The 14,575-nt window shown below is 58.7% G+C and carries 12 protein-coding genes; 8 read left to right on the top strand and 4 right to left on the bottom strand.

Annotated elements, in window-relative coordinates; genetic code table 11:
• Positions 1 to 32: 32 nt before the first annotated feature.
• Both OC605_RS19715 and OC605_RS19710 read left to right on the top strand, forming a co-directional pair.
• A complete protein-coding gene (locus OC605_RS19715; protein WP_073474520.1) occupies positions 33 to 779 on the top strand; it encodes a hypothetical protein in 747 nt (248 codons plus the stop codon).
• A 45-nt stretch (positions 780 to 824) separates the two neighbouring features.
• Positions 825 to 2,141, top strand: coding sequence for a hypothetical protein (locus OC605_RS19710; protein WP_133337853.1), 1,317 nt, complete (start codon positions 825 to 827; stop codon positions 2,139 to 2,141).
• An 89-nt stretch (positions 2,142 to 2,230) separates the two neighbouring features.
• Here the strand turns inward: OC605_RS19710 and OC605_RS19705 are convergent, their stop codons facing one another.
• Positions 2,231 to 3,556 carry a sigma-54 dependent transcriptional regulator gene (locus OC605_RS19705; RefSeq protein WP_262138983.1) on the bottom strand — a complete coding sequence of 442 codons (1,326 nt, stop codon included), beginning with the start codon at positions 3,554 to 3,556 and terminating at the stop codon, positions 2,231 to 2,233.
• Between the two features lie 538 nt (positions 3,557 to 4,094).
• Between OC605_RS19705 and OC605_RS19700 the strand changes: the two genes are divergently transcribed.
• The 4 genes from OC605_RS19700 to nhaB all read left to right on the top strand — a co-directional run bounded on the left by OC605_RS19700 (position 4,095) and on the right by nhaB (position 8,419).
• Positions 4,095 to 4,361 (top strand): hypothetical protein, encoded by a 267-nt coding sequence (locus tag OC605_RS19700; RefSeq protein WP_016774677.1) that lies wholly within the window; start codon positions 4,095 to 4,097, stop codon positions 4,359 to 4,361.
• Between the two features lie 254 nt (positions 4,362 to 4,615).
• Positions 4,616 to 5,905 (top strand): hypothetical protein, encoded by a 1,290-nt coding sequence (locus OC605_RS19695; protein WP_262138980.1) that lies wholly within the window; start codon positions 4,616 to 4,618, stop codon positions 5,903 to 5,905.
• 142 nt (positions 5,906 to 6,047) lie between these two features.
• Positions 6,048 to 6,668 (top strand): hypothetical protein, encoded by a 621-nt coding sequence (locus OC605_RS19690; RefSeq protein ID WP_186566724.1) that lies wholly within the window; start codon positions 6,048 to 6,050, stop codon positions 6,666 to 6,668.
• A 248-nt stretch (positions 6,669 to 6,916) separates the two neighbouring features.
• Positions 6,917 to 8,419: a sodium/proton antiporter NhaB gene (gene nhaB / locus OC605_RS19685; RefSeq protein ID WP_262138978.1), complete on the top strand. Its 1,503-nt coding sequence runs from the start codon at positions 6,917 to 6,919 to the stop codon at positions 8,417 to 8,419.
• A 259-nt stretch (positions 8,420 to 8,678) separates the two neighbouring features.
• Here nhaB and OC605_RS19680 read toward each other — a convergent pair whose 3' ends face one another.
• From OC605_RS19680 to gnd, 3 genes are read right to left on the bottom strand one after another with little or no spacing between them, the layout of a single operon-like run.
• The gene (locus OC605_RS19680) at positions 8,679 to 9,500 is read right to left on the bottom strand and encodes an HAD family hydrolase (RefSeq protein WP_262138976.1); all 822 of its coding nucleotides are present in this window, start codon (positions 9,498 to 9,500) and stop codon (positions 8,679 to 8,681) included.
• Positions 9,497 to 11,020 (bottom strand): glucose-6-phosphate dehydrogenase, encoded by a 1,524-nt coding sequence (zwf, locus tag OC605_RS19675; RefSeq protein ID WP_262138974.1) that lies wholly within the window; start codon positions 11,018 to 11,020, stop codon positions 9,497 to 9,499. The genes OC605_RS19680 and zwf overlap by 4 nt, the downstream gene beginning before the upstream one ends.
• Positions 11,017 to 11,997 carry a phosphogluconate dehydrogenase (NAD(+)-dependent, decarboxylating) gene (gene gnd / locus OC605_RS19670; RefSeq protein ID WP_262138942.1) on the bottom strand — a complete coding sequence of 327 codons (981 nt, stop codon included), beginning with the start codon at positions 11,995 to 11,997 and terminating at the stop codon, positions 11,017 to 11,019. Before gnd ends, zwf begins: the two co-directional genes overlap by 4 nt.
• Positions 11,998 to 12,272: 275 nt before the next feature.
• Between gnd and OC605_RS19665 the strand changes: the two genes are divergently transcribed.
• Positions 12,273 to 12,455 carry a DUF6026 family protein gene (locus OC605_RS19665; RefSeq protein WP_016774671.1) on the top strand — a complete coding sequence of 61 codons (183 nt, stop codon included), beginning with the start codon at positions 12,273 to 12,275 and terminating at the stop codon, positions 12,453 to 12,455.
• 211 nt (positions 12,456 to 12,666) lie between these two features.
• Entirely contained in the window at positions 12,667 to 14,409 is a 1,743-nt protein-coding gene (locus tag OC605_RS19660; RefSeq protein WP_262138939.1) for a phosphoethanolamine transferase CptA, read from the top strand.
• Positions 14,410 to 14,575: the final 166 nt, after the last annotated feature.

The raw sequence follows: 14,575 nt of genomic DNA, 5'->3' as shown, positions 1-14,575 counted from the left end.
GAGAATGGGACTGGATGTCCCGGGAGCAGCAGATGAAAAGCTCATACTGGCTGGCCGCCGCCTGCCTGGCAGCGAGTGCGTCAGGTTTAGCCCATGCCGGATTCAAACCCATCGAAATCAAGGACCAGGAGCTCGCCGAGCTGCGCGGTCGTTACGTCATGCCGGGGCGGATCATCAGCTTCGGCATTGTCATGAGCAGCACCTGGCGCAACGCCAGCGGCGACTTGATCGGGGCCGCGACCTCGATGCAGATCCAGGCCGCAACCGTCAAACCGGAATTCTATGTCTCGACCATCAAGGAGTCGGGCAACGGCAGCACCCCTACCCTCGGCACCGGCACTGTCATCGGTGGTGCCGGCCTCAATAGCAGCCAGGGTGTAACGCAAAGCGTACGCGCCGCTGGCGATGGCAACACCGCCAACAACAACGTCGCGATCAACGTCAGCGAAGCCAGTCAGGCCCCGGCACTGGTGCCGTCGCAGGGCCAGGCGCTCATCGCCGGGCAGACCATCAGCGGCAGCAACGGCGCCGGCAGTGTCGCGGTTTCGGCCAATGGCGGTGGCGTGCAAATGGCCATTCAGGCCAGCGGCAACCAAGGCACGGCGCTGCAACAGGTCGCCCAGGGCGGGCTGCTGCAGAACACCCGTTTGCTGGGCAGCGCCAACGTGGTCAACAACCTTACGCAACTCAACGTCGTACTTAACAATAACGGCAGAAGCGCCGGTGCACTGGATTGCAACCTGACCCAACTCGGGGCCCTACGCAATATCGGATATTGAACTACGCTGAGTCTCGATCATTGGGCTTAAAGGGACGGCTTATTCATGTATCGATCAGTATCACTGCGTGCTGCAGTGTGTTTGAGTACCCTTCTCCCGGCGGCAATGCTGCAAGCAGCACCCGACGCCGATGTAGAAGCCCTGAAACGGGAACTTCTGGAACTGAGACAACGATACGAACAACAACAACAAGCGCTGGCGGTACTTGAACAACGGGTCCGCCAGGTAGAAGAAACACCCGCCGCCCCACCGCCAAAACGGTTGGCCAAATCGCCATCCGACATGAAAGGCAATCGCGTCGCCGCCGGAGCCGCCACAGGCACCGGTGCGGCCGCTGCATCGGGAGGCGCCGCCGGGGGCAGTGGCGCGTCCTACGGTCAATCACTGGCCGATGATTCACAACCGGCACAGAGCGTTTCCAACCTGTATGACGAAGCCAGTGGATTCTTTGGCGGCGGCAAGTTCAGCGTCGAAACCGGCCTGACCTATTCGCGCTACGACACCCGTCAGTTGATCCTGAACGGGTTCCTTGCGCTGGATTCGATCTTCCTCGGCAACATCAACCTCGACCGGATCAAGGCCGACACCTGGACCCTGGACCTCACCGGCCGCTACAACTTCGACAATCGCTGGCAGTTCGACCTGAACGTGCCGGTGGTCTATCGCGAGTCGACGTATCAGTCCGGCGGCGGCAATCAGGGCGCTGCAGGTGTGACCACCGAAGAAACCGTGACCAAGGATCCAACCATCGGCGACGTCAACTTCGGTATCGCCTACAAATTCCTCGACGAGTCGGTCAACACCCCGGACGCCGTCGTCACCTTGCGCGTCAAGGCGCCGACCGGCAAAGACCCGTTCGGCATCAAGCTGCGCCAGACCGACGCCAACTCCAACCTGTTCGTCCCCGACACCCTGCCCACCGGCAACGGCGTCTGGTCGATCACCCCGGGGATCTCGCTGGTCAAGACGTTCGACCCGGCCGTGCTGTTCGGCAGCCTCTCCTACACCCACAACCTCGAGGAGTCGTTCGACGACATCAGCTCCACGGTCAACCAGAAAACCCCGGGCAAGGTGAAGATTGGCGACAGCTTCCAGATCGGCGCCGGTATCGCCTTTGCGCTCAACGAGAAGATGAGTATGTCGTTCTCGGTCTCCGACCTGGTGCAACGCAAGAGCAAGCTGAAACAGGACGGCGGCGATTGGGAATCGGTGGTTTCCAGTGATGCGAACGCCGGTTACTTCAACGTCGGCATGACGATTGCGGCAACCGACAACCTGACGATCGTGCCGAACTTGTCGATCGGCATGACCGATGATGCGCCGGACTTTTCGTTCAGCCTGAAATTCCCGTATTACTTCTAGGAAAAAGCAAAAGATCGCAGCTTTCGGCAGTGCCTACATTGTTCCGTGTAGGCGCTGCCGAAGGCTGCGATCCTTTGATCTTCAGCTAATTAACGAATCTGATGCTTATGCAACAACCGATAAAAAGTAGGCCGCGAAACCCCAAGGACTTTCGCGGCCACACTCAAATTATCACTGTGCCGATTCAACACATCACACAACGCCTGCCGTTCCGCGCGGGTCTTGTAATCCTCCAAGGTCCCCATCGGCGTGGCAATCGAATGCTGACTGATCAGCCCCAGATCCCGGGCCTCAATCTGCCGCCCCTCCGCCAACACCAACCCACGCCTTACCCGGTTAGCCAGTTCCCGCACATTGCCCGGCCAGTCATGCTTGCCCATGGCAATCAACGCATCTTCACTGAAGCTACGAGGCCGGCGGCCGGTTTCATGGCTATAGAAGTGCGAAAAATGGTTGGCCAGCATCGATAAGTCGCCATGGCGTTCACGCAACGGCGCGGTCACGACTTGCAGGACGTTTAACCGGTAATAGAGGTCTTCGCGAAAGCGCTTTTTCTCGATCGCCGCTTCCAGGTCAACGTGGGTCGCCGCCAGAACGCGAACGTCCACCGGGATCGGCTGGCTGCCCCCTACCCGCTCAATGTGCTTTTCCTGAAGAAATCGCAGCAGATTGGCCTGTAACTCCAACGGCAAGTCGCCGATTTCATCGAGAAACAACGTGCCGCCATTGGCCGCTTCTATGCGCCCGACCTTGCGCTGATGCGCGCCGGTGAAAGCGCCTTTCTCGTGGCCAAACAATTCCGACTGAATCAGATGCTCGGGTATCGCCCCGCAGTTGATCGCCACAAACGGTTTGCTGTGCCGCTGCGATTGCCGGTGCAAAGTGCGGGCGACCAGTTCTTTGCCGGTGCCGCTTTCACCGCGAATCAATACCGGCGATTCGGTCGGTGCGAGTTTGCTCAGCAGTTTGCGCAGTTCGCGGATCGGTTTGCTGTCGCCGAGCAGTTCGTGCTCCGGCTGATCGACATGAATCGTGCCCTGCCCGCGCAAGCGCGCCATGCCGAAGGCGCGGCCGAGGGTGACCTGTACGCGGGAGACGTCGAAGGGCAAGGTGTGGAAATCGAAGAACCATTCACAGACGAAGTCGCCGACGTTCTGTAAGCGCAGGACTTCCTGATTGAGCACGGCAATCCATTCGGTGCCGCTGCGGCTGATCAGCTCCTTGACCGCTTCTGGACGTTCCAGGTGGTAAGGCTGCAAGCGCAGCAGGCCGACGTCACAGGCGCGGGAGGCGGCGTTTTCAAGATTACAACTGTCGACATCCCAACCCACGGCGCGCAATCCGGGCAACAGGCGATGGCAGTCGTCGCAGGGATCGACCACCAGTAAACGTCTCGACGCGGGCGCTTCGCTCATGACTGCTCCTTGGCGCCAAATTTTATAAATGATTGTAAAAACAGTCATTTGGCAGACCCGGTTGTAACACTAGCAAGATTTTGACGGGGGCTTGTATCGATTGCTTATATGAAGGTTGATGAAAGAGTTATAAGAAAACTGGTTGTTAGTTAGCTATCGACTATTTGCGTGGTGTCAGAGAGTGGCCCCTCACCCTAGCCCTCTCCCCAGGGAGAGGGAACTGGCCATGGTGTTTGTTCGAGTTACACCGACCTGAATTATCGAGCCGAATCCAAGTTTGAAAAGCCCACAAGTCGGCTCCCTCTCCCTCGGGGAGAGGGCTGGGCGGGCGGCGTTCCGATGAGGGGTGAATTCAGCGCGGTGTTCGGACATGTGCAGGATTAACGAAACGAACTTACGTTATGTAAAGAACATGAAATTTCTTTGTTTCAAGTGTGACCCGCCCCCCGGTTGCGTGCATCAGTACAAGTAACCCGCCGCACGGTAAGCCCAACCGACGGCACATCATCTGATTGGGCGCCAATAGAGAGAAGACCCCATGACTGCCCCGCTGCGTATCAACGAAGCACTTTTGATTGCCAACCACGCGTTCAAGCCTTTTCAATGCGTGGCCTGGGCGCCACAAGACGGCAATGGCGAACTGAGCCTGACGGTCGTCGACCGCACCAATTCCCACATCGGTCGCAAACAGATCCCGAGCAGCGCCTACTCTGACCCGGCGCAACTCGAACAACTGCTGCAACAGGCCCGCGCTGAGCTCAGCGAAGACGGCCACAAGTTGCAATCGTGGTCGATGCCACACTGATAATCGAACAAGGGCGGATGACGCAAAGTCATCCGCCCTTTTCATATTGGTAAACCGTAACTTGTCAGGCCAGTTTTACGGGAATGCTTGGCATGCTTGCGACTGGTTCAACAAGACACTGTTCTGGCACAGTGCGACCGTCGTTCTGTTAGTTCATCCAGTTGTACTTCTCGCGGTTCAGGGATTGAATGTTTCGCTCGTGCAGTTAGCCGACCGGGTCCCCGGTTTTGCTCAACTCGCAAGGAGATGCGGGCATGTCCACCCTGAACGCTTTTGCGCTGCCTACTGCATGGAACAACCCCGGTTCGCTCGACTCGGCATTCGCCATTGGCGGTGTTGCGCAGGTGTACTTTGCCGGCAGTCTATCGAGCCAGACTCAGCATGTAGCGCTCGATGCACAGGGGCGGATTCTGGTCGCGGCCAAAGTTGGCACGCCAAAAGGTAGCCGATTTGGCCTGGCGCGGCTGTTGGCGGATGGCTCGGCCGATCTGTCCTTTGGTGATCAGGGCAGCGTGATCAGCAGCTTCGTTAACGGTTTCGAAGCCAAGGCCGGCAAGGTCCAGGTGCTGCCCGACGGAAGAATCCTGTTGGCCGGCCTGCATTATGAAAATACCCATCGCACCCTGCCCGCCCTCGCCATGTTCGATGCCAACGGCCAGCCAGACCGAACCTTCGGTGATGACGGCTTCCAGATCGTGCGCCTGCCCGGCGAGCTGTCCATGGGCACCCGCGACAACTGGTTACCGCCGGGCGTGCCGGGTGTCGAAGCCTGCGACTTTGCGCTGCAGGACGACGGCCGCATTCTGCTGATCGCCAATCATCATTTCAGCCTCGCCGATCACGCCGGCATGCTGATCCGCCTTCGCCCCGATGGCAGCCTGGACGAATCGTTCAACGGGCGCGGATTCGTCGTGGTGCGCCATCTGCTGCTCAATACCTGGCTGAGCACTCTCTTGTTGAAAAAGGACGGCCGCATCGTGGTGGCGGGTTGCATCGACTTTCCTCAACAAGGCCTGTTGGCGGTGTATCAACCCGATGGCAGGCTGGACGAACGTTTTGCCGTAGACGGCTTCATGTCCTTCAAGGCCCATGGCAAAAGCGCTCAGGTCAGCCAGATCATCGAGTCCGCCGACAGGCTCTACTGCTTCGGCAGCAGCCGCGATCCAATCCGCTGCCTGACGTTTGTCCTGCACGCCAATGGCCGGCCCGACTTGCACAGTCACCATGGCCAGCCACACGTCTTGGACATCGGTCCCAGCGGCTGCCAATGGAACGCCGCCCAGCTAATGAGTGACGGTCGAATCATCGCCGTGGGGGCAACTATTGGCGGGATTGAAGCCGACTTCATGGTTGCACGGTTTCAACTCAATGGCAGCCTCGACCCAGAATTCGGCCACGGCCACGGTTGGTTGCGCACGCGCTTGAGACGAAGTCTTGATACAGCCAATTCGTTGGCCGTGCAGGCTGACGGAGGCATTGTCGTTGGTGGTTACTCGTTGGATGGAAACTATCGGGCAGTGGTTGCGCGTTATTTGAATCAATAAGTCGACACCTGCACCCGGACTTACCGTCTGTCGGATAGATAGCTGTACCTGTAATTTCTGACAGTAGACGTCTCCTTTGATCAGGGATCAGATGACAGGGCGCGCAGATGGCTGCGTGTACTACCTGAAAAAGGAATTCAAAATGACTGATAAATTGAGACCTACCGACTCGCAGACCGAGATCTTTTCTGCGAATGGAAAATCAGACAGCGCTCCAAAGATCCTGAAAGTGGTTGATGACCGTGGCCGGTCCATCAAGGACGGTGGCCGCACCAAGAGCAGGACGTTCACGCTTACTGGCTCGACGGCTGATGATCAGGCTCTTGGAATTGCTGACAAAAACACCTACCTTCAAGCTCACGTGTCGATGGCCAATGGCGAGTTCAAGGTGTCGTTGGAGAATCAGGAACTGGGGGCGCACCTGTATTATGTTCGAGGCGCCGAGAGCGCATTACCCCCTTATTGGCAAATCGAAATAGTGCCGGAGGACTACACCTATATCGACTCCATCAGTGATTCTGGCAACCGGGAAATCCACGAAGGCGGCAGTACCTCCTATAGCAGCTTGATAATTGTCGGTTTCAGTCAGCCCGAGACCTCCGTCGGACTGCTGCACAATGGTAGGCGTGTGCAGAATCTTGAAGTTGCCCCATCCGGGGAATGGAGAGCTAAGGTGGAAGGCCTTCAAGCGGGTCCCCAGCGGTTCACCGCTTGGGGGATTAATAATCAAATATCCGACATGCGGATCGTAGTGGTCAATTGAGCTTGCTGCGGATCTGAGCGGAAAAGGAACTCAAATCAACTTCCCCCTGCTGGTGATTACACGAGCTGGATGATCGGCTCGGATATTCCCTTGCGCAGAATAGTGTGCCGCCGAGACATGCCTCGACGGCCCGCTGTTGTATCGATGAACGGATCCCGAGCTTTTTCGGGATCGTAAGGCGCGACCACTACTTGATCTTACTCGACACATCCGGCAACTTTCGCGCTTCTAAATAAAAGGAGCAGCCGATGTCCGGTTCAATCGCCCAAGCGTTCGCGCACAACTTCCTCGGGCAATCGCCACGCTGGTACAAGGCGACCATCGTCGGTTTTCTGATCCTCAATGCCTTGGTGCTATTTACCGCGGGACCTGTCGCCGCAGGCTGGCTGCTGGTGATCGAATTCATCTTCACCCTGGCCATGGCGCTCAAGTGTTATCCGTTAATGCCGGGCGGTTTGTTGTTGATCGAAGCGCTGCTGCTGAAGATGACCACGCCGCAAGCGCTTTACGATGAGTTGCTGCACAACTTCCCGGTGATCCTGCTGCTGATGTTCATGGTTGCCGGAATCTACTTCATGAAAGATCTGCTGCTGTTCCTGTTTTCGCGGCTGTTGTTGGGCGTACGTTCGAAAGCAGCGCTGGCGTTGATGTTCTGCTTTCTCTCGGCGTTTCTTTCTGCGTTCCTGGATGCGCTGACGGTGACGGCGGTAATCATCAGTGCGGCGGTGGGTTTTTATTCGGTTTATCACCGGGTGGCGTCGGGCAACGATCCCCGTCAGGACAGCGAATTCAGTGACGATCAGCATCTGCCGACCCTGCACCACGAAGACCTCAATCAATTCCGCGCTTTCCTGCGCAGCCTGCTGATGCACGGTGCGGTCGGCACAGCGCTCGGTGGCGTCTGCACCTTGGTCGGTGAGCCGCAGAACCTGTTGATCGGCCATGAGATGGGCTGGCATTTCGGCGAGTTCTTCCAGAAAGTTGCCCCGGTGTCGCTGCCGGTACTGGTGGCGGGTCTGGTTACTTGCGTGCTGCTGGAGAAGCTGCGCTGGTTCGGATACGGCACGCTGCTGCCGGACAACGTCCGCGCTGTGTTGGCCAACTACGCTGCCGAGGACAACGCCAAACGCACGCCTCGTCAGACGGCAGCGCTGCTGGTGCAAGGCGCGGCGGCGCTGATTCTGATTGGTTGCCTGGCGTTTCACCTGGCTGAAGTCGGCCTGATCGGTTTGATGGTGATTGTGTTGATCACTGCGTTTACCGGCATCACCGACGAGCATCGCCTGGGCAGCGCGTTCAAGGACGCCATGCCGTTTACCGCGCTGCTGGTGGTGTTTTTTGCCGTGGTGGCGGTCATTCACGATCAGCATCTGTTCGTCCCACTCATCGAGTGGGTCTTGGCGTTGCCGATGGATCAACAGCCGGGCATGTTGTTTATCGCCAACGGCCTGCTCTCGGCGATCAGCGACAACGTGTTTGTCGCGACCATTTACATCACCGAGGTGAAACAGGCTTTTCTGGCCGGGCACATGACTCGCGAGCACTTCGAAACGTTGGCGATTGCGATCAACACCGGCACCAATCTGCCGAGTGTGGCGACACCGAATGGTCAGGCGGCGTTTCTGTTCCTGCTGACCTCGGCGATCGCGCCGCTGGTACGTTTGTCGTACGGGCGCATGGTGTGGATGGCAGTGCCGTATACCGTGGTGATGGGTCTCCTGGGCTGGTATGCGGTGAGCTATTGGCTCTAAGCCACACTGAATAACCCTGTGGGAGCGAGCCTGCTCGCGAATGCGTTCGGTCAGGCAAAGAAGGTGTTGAATGTGCCGCCTTCATCGCGAGCAGGCTCGCTCCCACATTGGGTTTCGTGGGCTACCGGGGTTTTGTAAACGCCGCGAAAACCTGTGGGAGCGAGCCTGCTCGCGAAGAGGCCGTGTCAGGCAACGAATCTGTTGGATGACACAGCGCTTTCGCGAGCAGGCTCGCTCCCACATTGGGTTTTGTGTCGGGTCAGCGCGGGAGGATGTACTTTTCGATCGCCTGTGCCACGCCGTCTTCGGTGTTCGATGCGGTAACGACGTCAGCCTGGCGCTTGACCGCTTCTTCCGCCTGGCCCATGGCAATCGACAGGCCGGCGCATTTGAACATTGCCGGGTCGTTGCCACCATCGCCGATGACGGCGGTCTGTTCCAGTGGCACGCCGAGGTATTCGGCAATTGTTGTCAGCGCGGTGCCTTTGTTGGCCTCAAGCGCAGTGACGTCCAGATACACCGGCTGCGAGCGCGACACTTGCGCCATGCCGTTGACCTTCGGCAACAGCTGCGCCTCCAGCTCAATCAGCAACTCAGTGTTGTTGCTGGTGGCAACGATCTTGTCGATACGCTCCAGATACGGTTCGAAACTCTCGACCACCACCGGCGGATAGCCGAGGCCGCTCTGTTCACGTGGGACCATCGGCCCGTGCGGGTCCTTGAGCAGCCAGTCACCGCCGCTGAACACCCAGATTTCCACCTCCGGTTGATCGGCAAACTGCGCCAGAGCAATCAGCGCGGTCGTCGCTGGCAAATAATGCGCAGCCAACAGTGTGCCGTCCGGTTTGACGATGGTCCCGCCATTGAAGGCCGCTGTCGGCAGATCAACGCCCAGCGCCTCGATCTGCTGCAACATGGCTTTCGGCGGGCGGCCGCTGGCGAGGCTGAACAGCACGCCGGCCTCGCGCAACGAACGAACGGCGTTAATGGTGCGTTGATTCAGTGTGTGATCCGGCAATAACAGCGTGCCGTCCATATCGCTGAGCAGAAAACGTATCGGTTGTTTCGACAAATCACTCATCCCAGGCTGTGCCAGACGCGACCATCACGAGTCAGGAGATCTTCGGCAGCTTGCGGGCCATCTTCGCCGGCCGCATACGTTTCGACGCTGGCATCCTGCTGCCAGGCATCAAGGAAAGGCTGCACCGCTCGCCAACCGTTCTCAATGTTGTCGGCACGCTGGAACAGGGTCTGGTCGCCGGTCAGGCAGTCGTAGATCAAGGTTTCGTAGCCGGTGGAAGGCTGCATCTCGAAGAAATCCTTGTACGCAAAACCCAGCTCGATATTGGCCATGTTCAGCGCAGGCCCCGGGCGCTTGGCCAGCAGGTCGAACCACATGCCTTCGTTTGGCTGGATCTGGATACGCAGATAAGTCGGCTGCAACTCGTCGACTTCGGTGTCGCGGAACTGTGCGTACGGCGCCGGTTTGAAGCAGATGACGATCTCGGTGTCGCGCACGCTCATGCGCTTGCCGGTGCGCAGATAGAACGGCACGCCGACCCAGCGCCAGTTATCGATCATCACCTTCAGCGCCACATAGGTTTCCGTGGGGCTGTCGGGCGACACGTTGGCTTCTTCGCGATAACCCTTCAACGGTTGGCCATCGCGCTCGCCGGCGCTGTACTGGCCACGCACCGAGTTGGCCCGGGCTTCTTCCGTCGACCAGGGACGAATCGCCCCGACCACCTTGGCCTTCTCGCCACGTACCGCGTCAGCGCCAAAAGCGGCCGGCGGTTCCATGGCGACCATGGCCAGCAGCTGGAACAGGTGATTGGGCACCATGTCACGCAGCGCGCCGGTGTGTTCGTAAAAACTGCCACGGGTTTCGACACCGACGGTTTCTGCCGCGGTGATCTGCACGTGGTCGATGTAATGGTTGTTCCAGAACGCTTCGAACAGGCTATTGGAGAATCGGCTGACCAGAATGTTCTGTACGGTTTCCTTGCCCAGATAGTGGTCGATCCGGTAGATCTGCTTTTCGCTCATGACCTTGAGCAGGCAAGCGTTCAAGGCTTCGGCGGTGTGCAGATCGGAGCCGAACGGCTTCTCGATCACCACCCTTCTGAATGCTTCTGGAGTCTCTTCGAGCAAACCGGCGCTGCCGAGGCGGCGCACCACTTCACTGAAGAAACGCGGCGCGGTGGCCAGGTAGAACACCGCATTGCCAGTGCCGCTGTCGGCGATTTTCGCCGCCAGGGCGGAATAAGTGCTGTCGTCGAGGAAGTCGCCCTGGACGTAGCTGATGCCTTTGGCGAGCTTGGCCCACAAGGCCGGATCAAGCATCTGATCGCCCTTGCCGACCTTCGCCGCCACTTCGGTACGGATGAAGTCTTCGAGCTTCTGCGCAAAGGCTTCATCGGTAATGGCGTTGTGATCAACGCCGACGATCCGCAGATTCTCGTCGAGCAGGCCGTCGCGACTGAGGTTGTACAGCGCCGGCATCAGCAAGCGCTTGACCAGGTCGCCGTGGGCACCGAACAAAAACAAAGTGGTCGGTGGTGCGGGTTCTGCCTTGGATTTTCTGCGGATCGTACGGGTCATTTCTTGGCAATCTCCACGTGGCCGCCGAAGCCGAAGCGTTGTGCCGACAGGATCTTGTCACCGAAGGTGCCCTGCCCGCGCGAGCGGTAACGGGAGAACAGCGAGTTGGACAGCACCGGTACCGGCACCGCTTGCTCCATGGCCGCTTCGATGGTCCATTGGCCTTCGCCACTGTCGGCGACCGAGCCGGAGAACCCGTCGAGCTTCGGATCGCTGGCCAGCGCATCGGCAGTCAGGTCGAGCAGCCACGACGAAACCACGCTGCCACGACGCCAGACTTCCGCGATGTCCGCCACGTTGAGATCAAAACGCTGATCTTCCGGCAGGCGTTCGCTGGATTTGGTCTTGAGGATGTCGAAGCCCTCGGCGAACGCGGCCATCATGCCGTACTCGATGCCGTTGTGGATCATCTTCACGAAGTGCCCGGCGCCTGCGGGACCGGCGTGGATGTAGCCATGCTCGGCGCGGTGGTCATCGGACTTGCGATCCTTGGTGCGCGGAATGTCGCCCATGCCCGGCGCCAGTGCGGCGAACAGCGGATCGAGACGCTGCACGGTTTCGGCGTCGCCACCGATCATCATGCAATAGCCGCGTTCCAGGCCCCAGACGCCGCCGGAGGTGCCGACGTCGATGTAGTGCAGGCCCTTCTCGTTCAGCGTCTTGGCGCGACGAATGTCGTCCTTGTAGTTGGTGTTGCCGCCGTCGATGATCGTATCGCCGGGTTCGAGCAGTTCGCTCAGGGTGTTGATGGTGTCTTCGGTCGGTGCGCCCGCCGGCAGCATGACCCAGACCGCGCGCGGCTTGTCGAGGCCGGCGACCAGCGCTGGCAAGTCGGCGACGCCAGTGGAGCCCTCGGCGACCAGGTTATCGATGAAAGCGGTATTGCGGTCGTAAACAACGGTGATGTGCCCGTTGAGCATCAGACGTCGCGCAATATTGCCGCCCATGCGGCCCAGTCCAATAATCCCGAGTTGCATGTGCTGATGCTCCTTACTACAAATAAATGTGTGTCATTGGTTATAGCCCAACGCGACTGATGGAGGTTAGTCCAGAGCGTTGCGATGAAGTTTCCGGGCATTGTGCCCGATCCAGAGTGATAACGCCCCGAATCCTGCCGAAGACACACCGACCATGAAAAATAAAAAAGTTCCCTTCCAGGGCAAAAGAAATCAAAATTGGCGCCGATAGTAAGTCAAGCGCCTCAAAACGAGGAGTGACTTACAGTTGATGCACGCCATTTGCGAGGTGAGCAATGGGCACAGTACACACAGCAATGCCGCCACAAACCCTCTACGTTACGATCCGTCGCGATGAATTGCGCCAGTTGAAAGACGAGCGCGATCAGTTGAAGCACGAGTTGGCGCAATTGCGCGCATTGACCCAAGGCTCGCAGCCGCAACCGCGTCCGGTTGTGCAGCGCGCGCCCCACGCCTGATCCCCGCCTGCTTCGGGAACGACCCGCGTCGTTCCCGACATGTTGCACCTCTGACCGCCTGATACTCATCAAACGCGGCGCTTAACAAATCTTTCACAAGCCCTTGGGGATACTCCGCCCCATTCTGGCCGTGCCTGCGCGTACGGCCTCTGTTCGTCGGTGTCATGGAAGCGTTTCCGGCGTGGGTCTGATGATTGAGCTGGAGCGCTGAATGGCATTGTTCAAACGCAGCAAAACGACTGCGACCGGTTTCGACTGGGCCGGATTCATCTGGCTGTTCGTCTTCTTCTGGTATTTCTCGGGTATTACCCAACTGCTGATCCAGCTGACTGGCACGTCCGGCTTCACCGGATTTCGTCAGGCATTCGTGATGAGCGCGCTGTGGCTGGCGCCGATGCTGCTGTTCCCCAAACAGACTCGCCTGCTCGCGGCGATCATCGGTGTGGTGCTGTGGGCCTGCTCGATGGCCAGCCTCGGCTACTTTTTCATTTATCAGCAGGAATTCTCGCAGAGCGTCATCTTCATCATGTTCGAGTCGAACGTGTCGGAAGCCGGCGAGTACATGACCCAGTATTTCGCCTGGTGGATGATCCCGGCGTTCCTCGCCCATACCGCGTTTGCCTGGTTTCTGTGGACGCGCCTGCGTCCTGTGTACATGCCGCGTGGTCGCGCGCTGGTAGCGGCGACGGCGATTGTCATCGCCGTGGTCGGCTACCCGCTGGTCAAGCAAACCATGCGCATGGGCAATTTCGCTGAAGGCTTCGAGAAATTCGAAACCCGCATCGAGCCTGCCGTGCCGTGGCAGATGGCCGTGGCGTATCACCGTTATCTGGAAACGCTGGGGGACATGCAAGGCATGCTCGACAGTGCCAGCAAGATCGCGCCGCTGAAAAACCTCAAGGACGCCTCGGCCGGGCAACCGGCGACTTTGGTGCTGGTGATTGGCGAGTCGACCAACCGCCAGCGCATGAGTCTTTACGGATACCCGCGCAATACCACGCCGGAACTGGACAAGCTCAAGGATCAACTGGCGGTTTTCGACAACGTCATCACCCCGCGCCCTTACACCATCGAAGCGCTGCAGCAAGTGCTGACCTTCGCCGATGAGCAGAACCCGGATCTGTACCTGTCGACGCCATCGCTGGTGAGCGTGATGAAACAGGCCGGTTACAAGACGTTCTGGATCACCAACCAGCAGACCATGACCAAGCGCAACACCATGCTCACGACCTTCTCCGAACAGGCTGACGAGCAGGTGTACCTGAACAACAACCGCAACCAGAACTCGGCCCAGTACGATGGCGACGTCATCGAGCCGTTCAACAAGGCGCTGGCCGATGCGGCGCCACGCAAGCTGATCGTCGTGCATCTGCTCGGCACGCACATGAGCTATCAGTACCGTTATCCGCCGACGTTCGACAAGTTCAAGGATCGCCAAGGCGTTCCGGCTGGCGTGCGGGACGATCAGGTACCGACTTACAACAGCTATGACAATGCCGTGCTATACAACGACTTCGTGGTCTCGAGCCTGATCAAGGACTACGCCAAAACCGACCCGAATGGCTTCCTGCTGTACCTTTCCGACCACGGTGAGGATGTCTTCGACTCCGCCGGCCACGGCACGCTGGGGCGCAACGAAAACAAGCCGACCGCGCCGATGTACACCATCCCGTTCATGGCCTGGGCCTCGCCGAAGTGGAAGGAAAACCACGACTGGAACTTCGCCGGCGACCTCAGCCGCCCGTACAGCAGCTCGCAGCTCATTCATACCTGGGCGGACTTGGCCGGGTTGAGCTCCGATGAACTGGATCGCAGTAGAAGCCTGGTCAGCGACAACTTCGTACCGCGCAAGCTGCTGATTGGCGATCCGTATCAGGCACCGCGGCGGGCGTTGATTGACTTCAGTTTGATGAAACCCAAGCATCCCGATCCTGCGGAAGTAGCGCAGAAGTAAAACTACAAAGGGCCGAGAAGGCCCTTTTTTGTGCCTATCGACCGCGTTGTTTCTGTAATACCCCGCAATATTTGCGCCGAACGAGCGTTAACCCATTGTTAATGGCGGCGACGCAGACTCTCTTCCGCGGTCTGCTTCACGGACGAACCGACTCCCACTTGTTCAG

It is taken from the genome of Pseudomonas sp. Marseille-Q5117, from assembly GCF_946901175.1.
Classification (GTDB): domain Bacteria; phylum Pseudomonadota; class Gammaproteobacteria; order Pseudomonadales; family Pseudomonadaceae; genus Aquipseudomonas; species Aquipseudomonas iranensis.
The sequence above is the reverse complement of the archived record's forward strand: the minus strand, read 5'-3'. Positions and strand labels throughout refer to the sequence as shown.

Coding starts and splice junctions, on each gene's coding strand:
- OC605_RS19715 (WP_073474520.1), top strand. CDS start 33: ATGAAAAGCTCATACTGGCTGGCCGCCGCCTGCCTGGCAGCGAGTGCG.
- OC605_RS19710 (WP_133337853.1), top strand. CDS start 825: ATGTATCGATCAGTATCACTGCGTGCTGCAGTGTGTTTGAGTACCCTT.
- OC605_RS19705 (WP_262138983.1), bottom strand. CDS start 3,556: ATGAGCGAAGCGCCCGCGTCGAGACGTTTACTGGTGGTCGATCCCTGC.
- OC605_RS19700 (WP_016774677.1), top strand. CDS start 4,095: ATGACTGCCCCGCTGCGTATCAACGAAGCACTTTTGATTGCCAACCAC.
- OC605_RS19695 (WP_262138980.1), top strand. CDS start 4,616: ATGTCCACCCTGAACGCTTTTGCGCTGCCTACTGCATGGAACAACCCC.
- OC605_RS19690 (WP_186566724.1), top strand. CDS start 6,048: ATGACTGATAAATTGAGACCTACCGACTCGCAGACCGAGATCTTTTCT.
- nhaB (WP_262138978.1), top strand. CDS start 6,917: ATGTCCGGTTCAATCGCCCAAGCGTTCGCGCACAACTTCCTCGGGCAA.
- OC605_RS19680 (WP_262138976.1), bottom strand. CDS start 9,500: ATGAGTGATTTGTCGAAACAACCGATACGTTTTCTGCTCAGCGATATG.
- zwf (WP_262138974.1), bottom strand. CDS start 11,020: ATGACCCGTACGATCCGCAGAAAATCCAAGGCAGAACCCGCACCACCG.
- gnd (WP_262138942.1), bottom strand. CDS start 11,997: ATGCAACTCGGGATTATTGGACTGGGCCGCATGGGCGGCAATATTGCG.
- OC605_RS19665 (WP_016774671.1), top strand. CDS start 12,273: ATGGGCACAGTACACACAGCAATGCCGCCACAAACCCTCTACGTTACG.
- OC605_RS19660 (WP_262138939.1), top strand. CDS start 12,667: ATGGCATTGTTCAAACGCAGCAAAACGACTGCGACCGGTTTCGACTGG.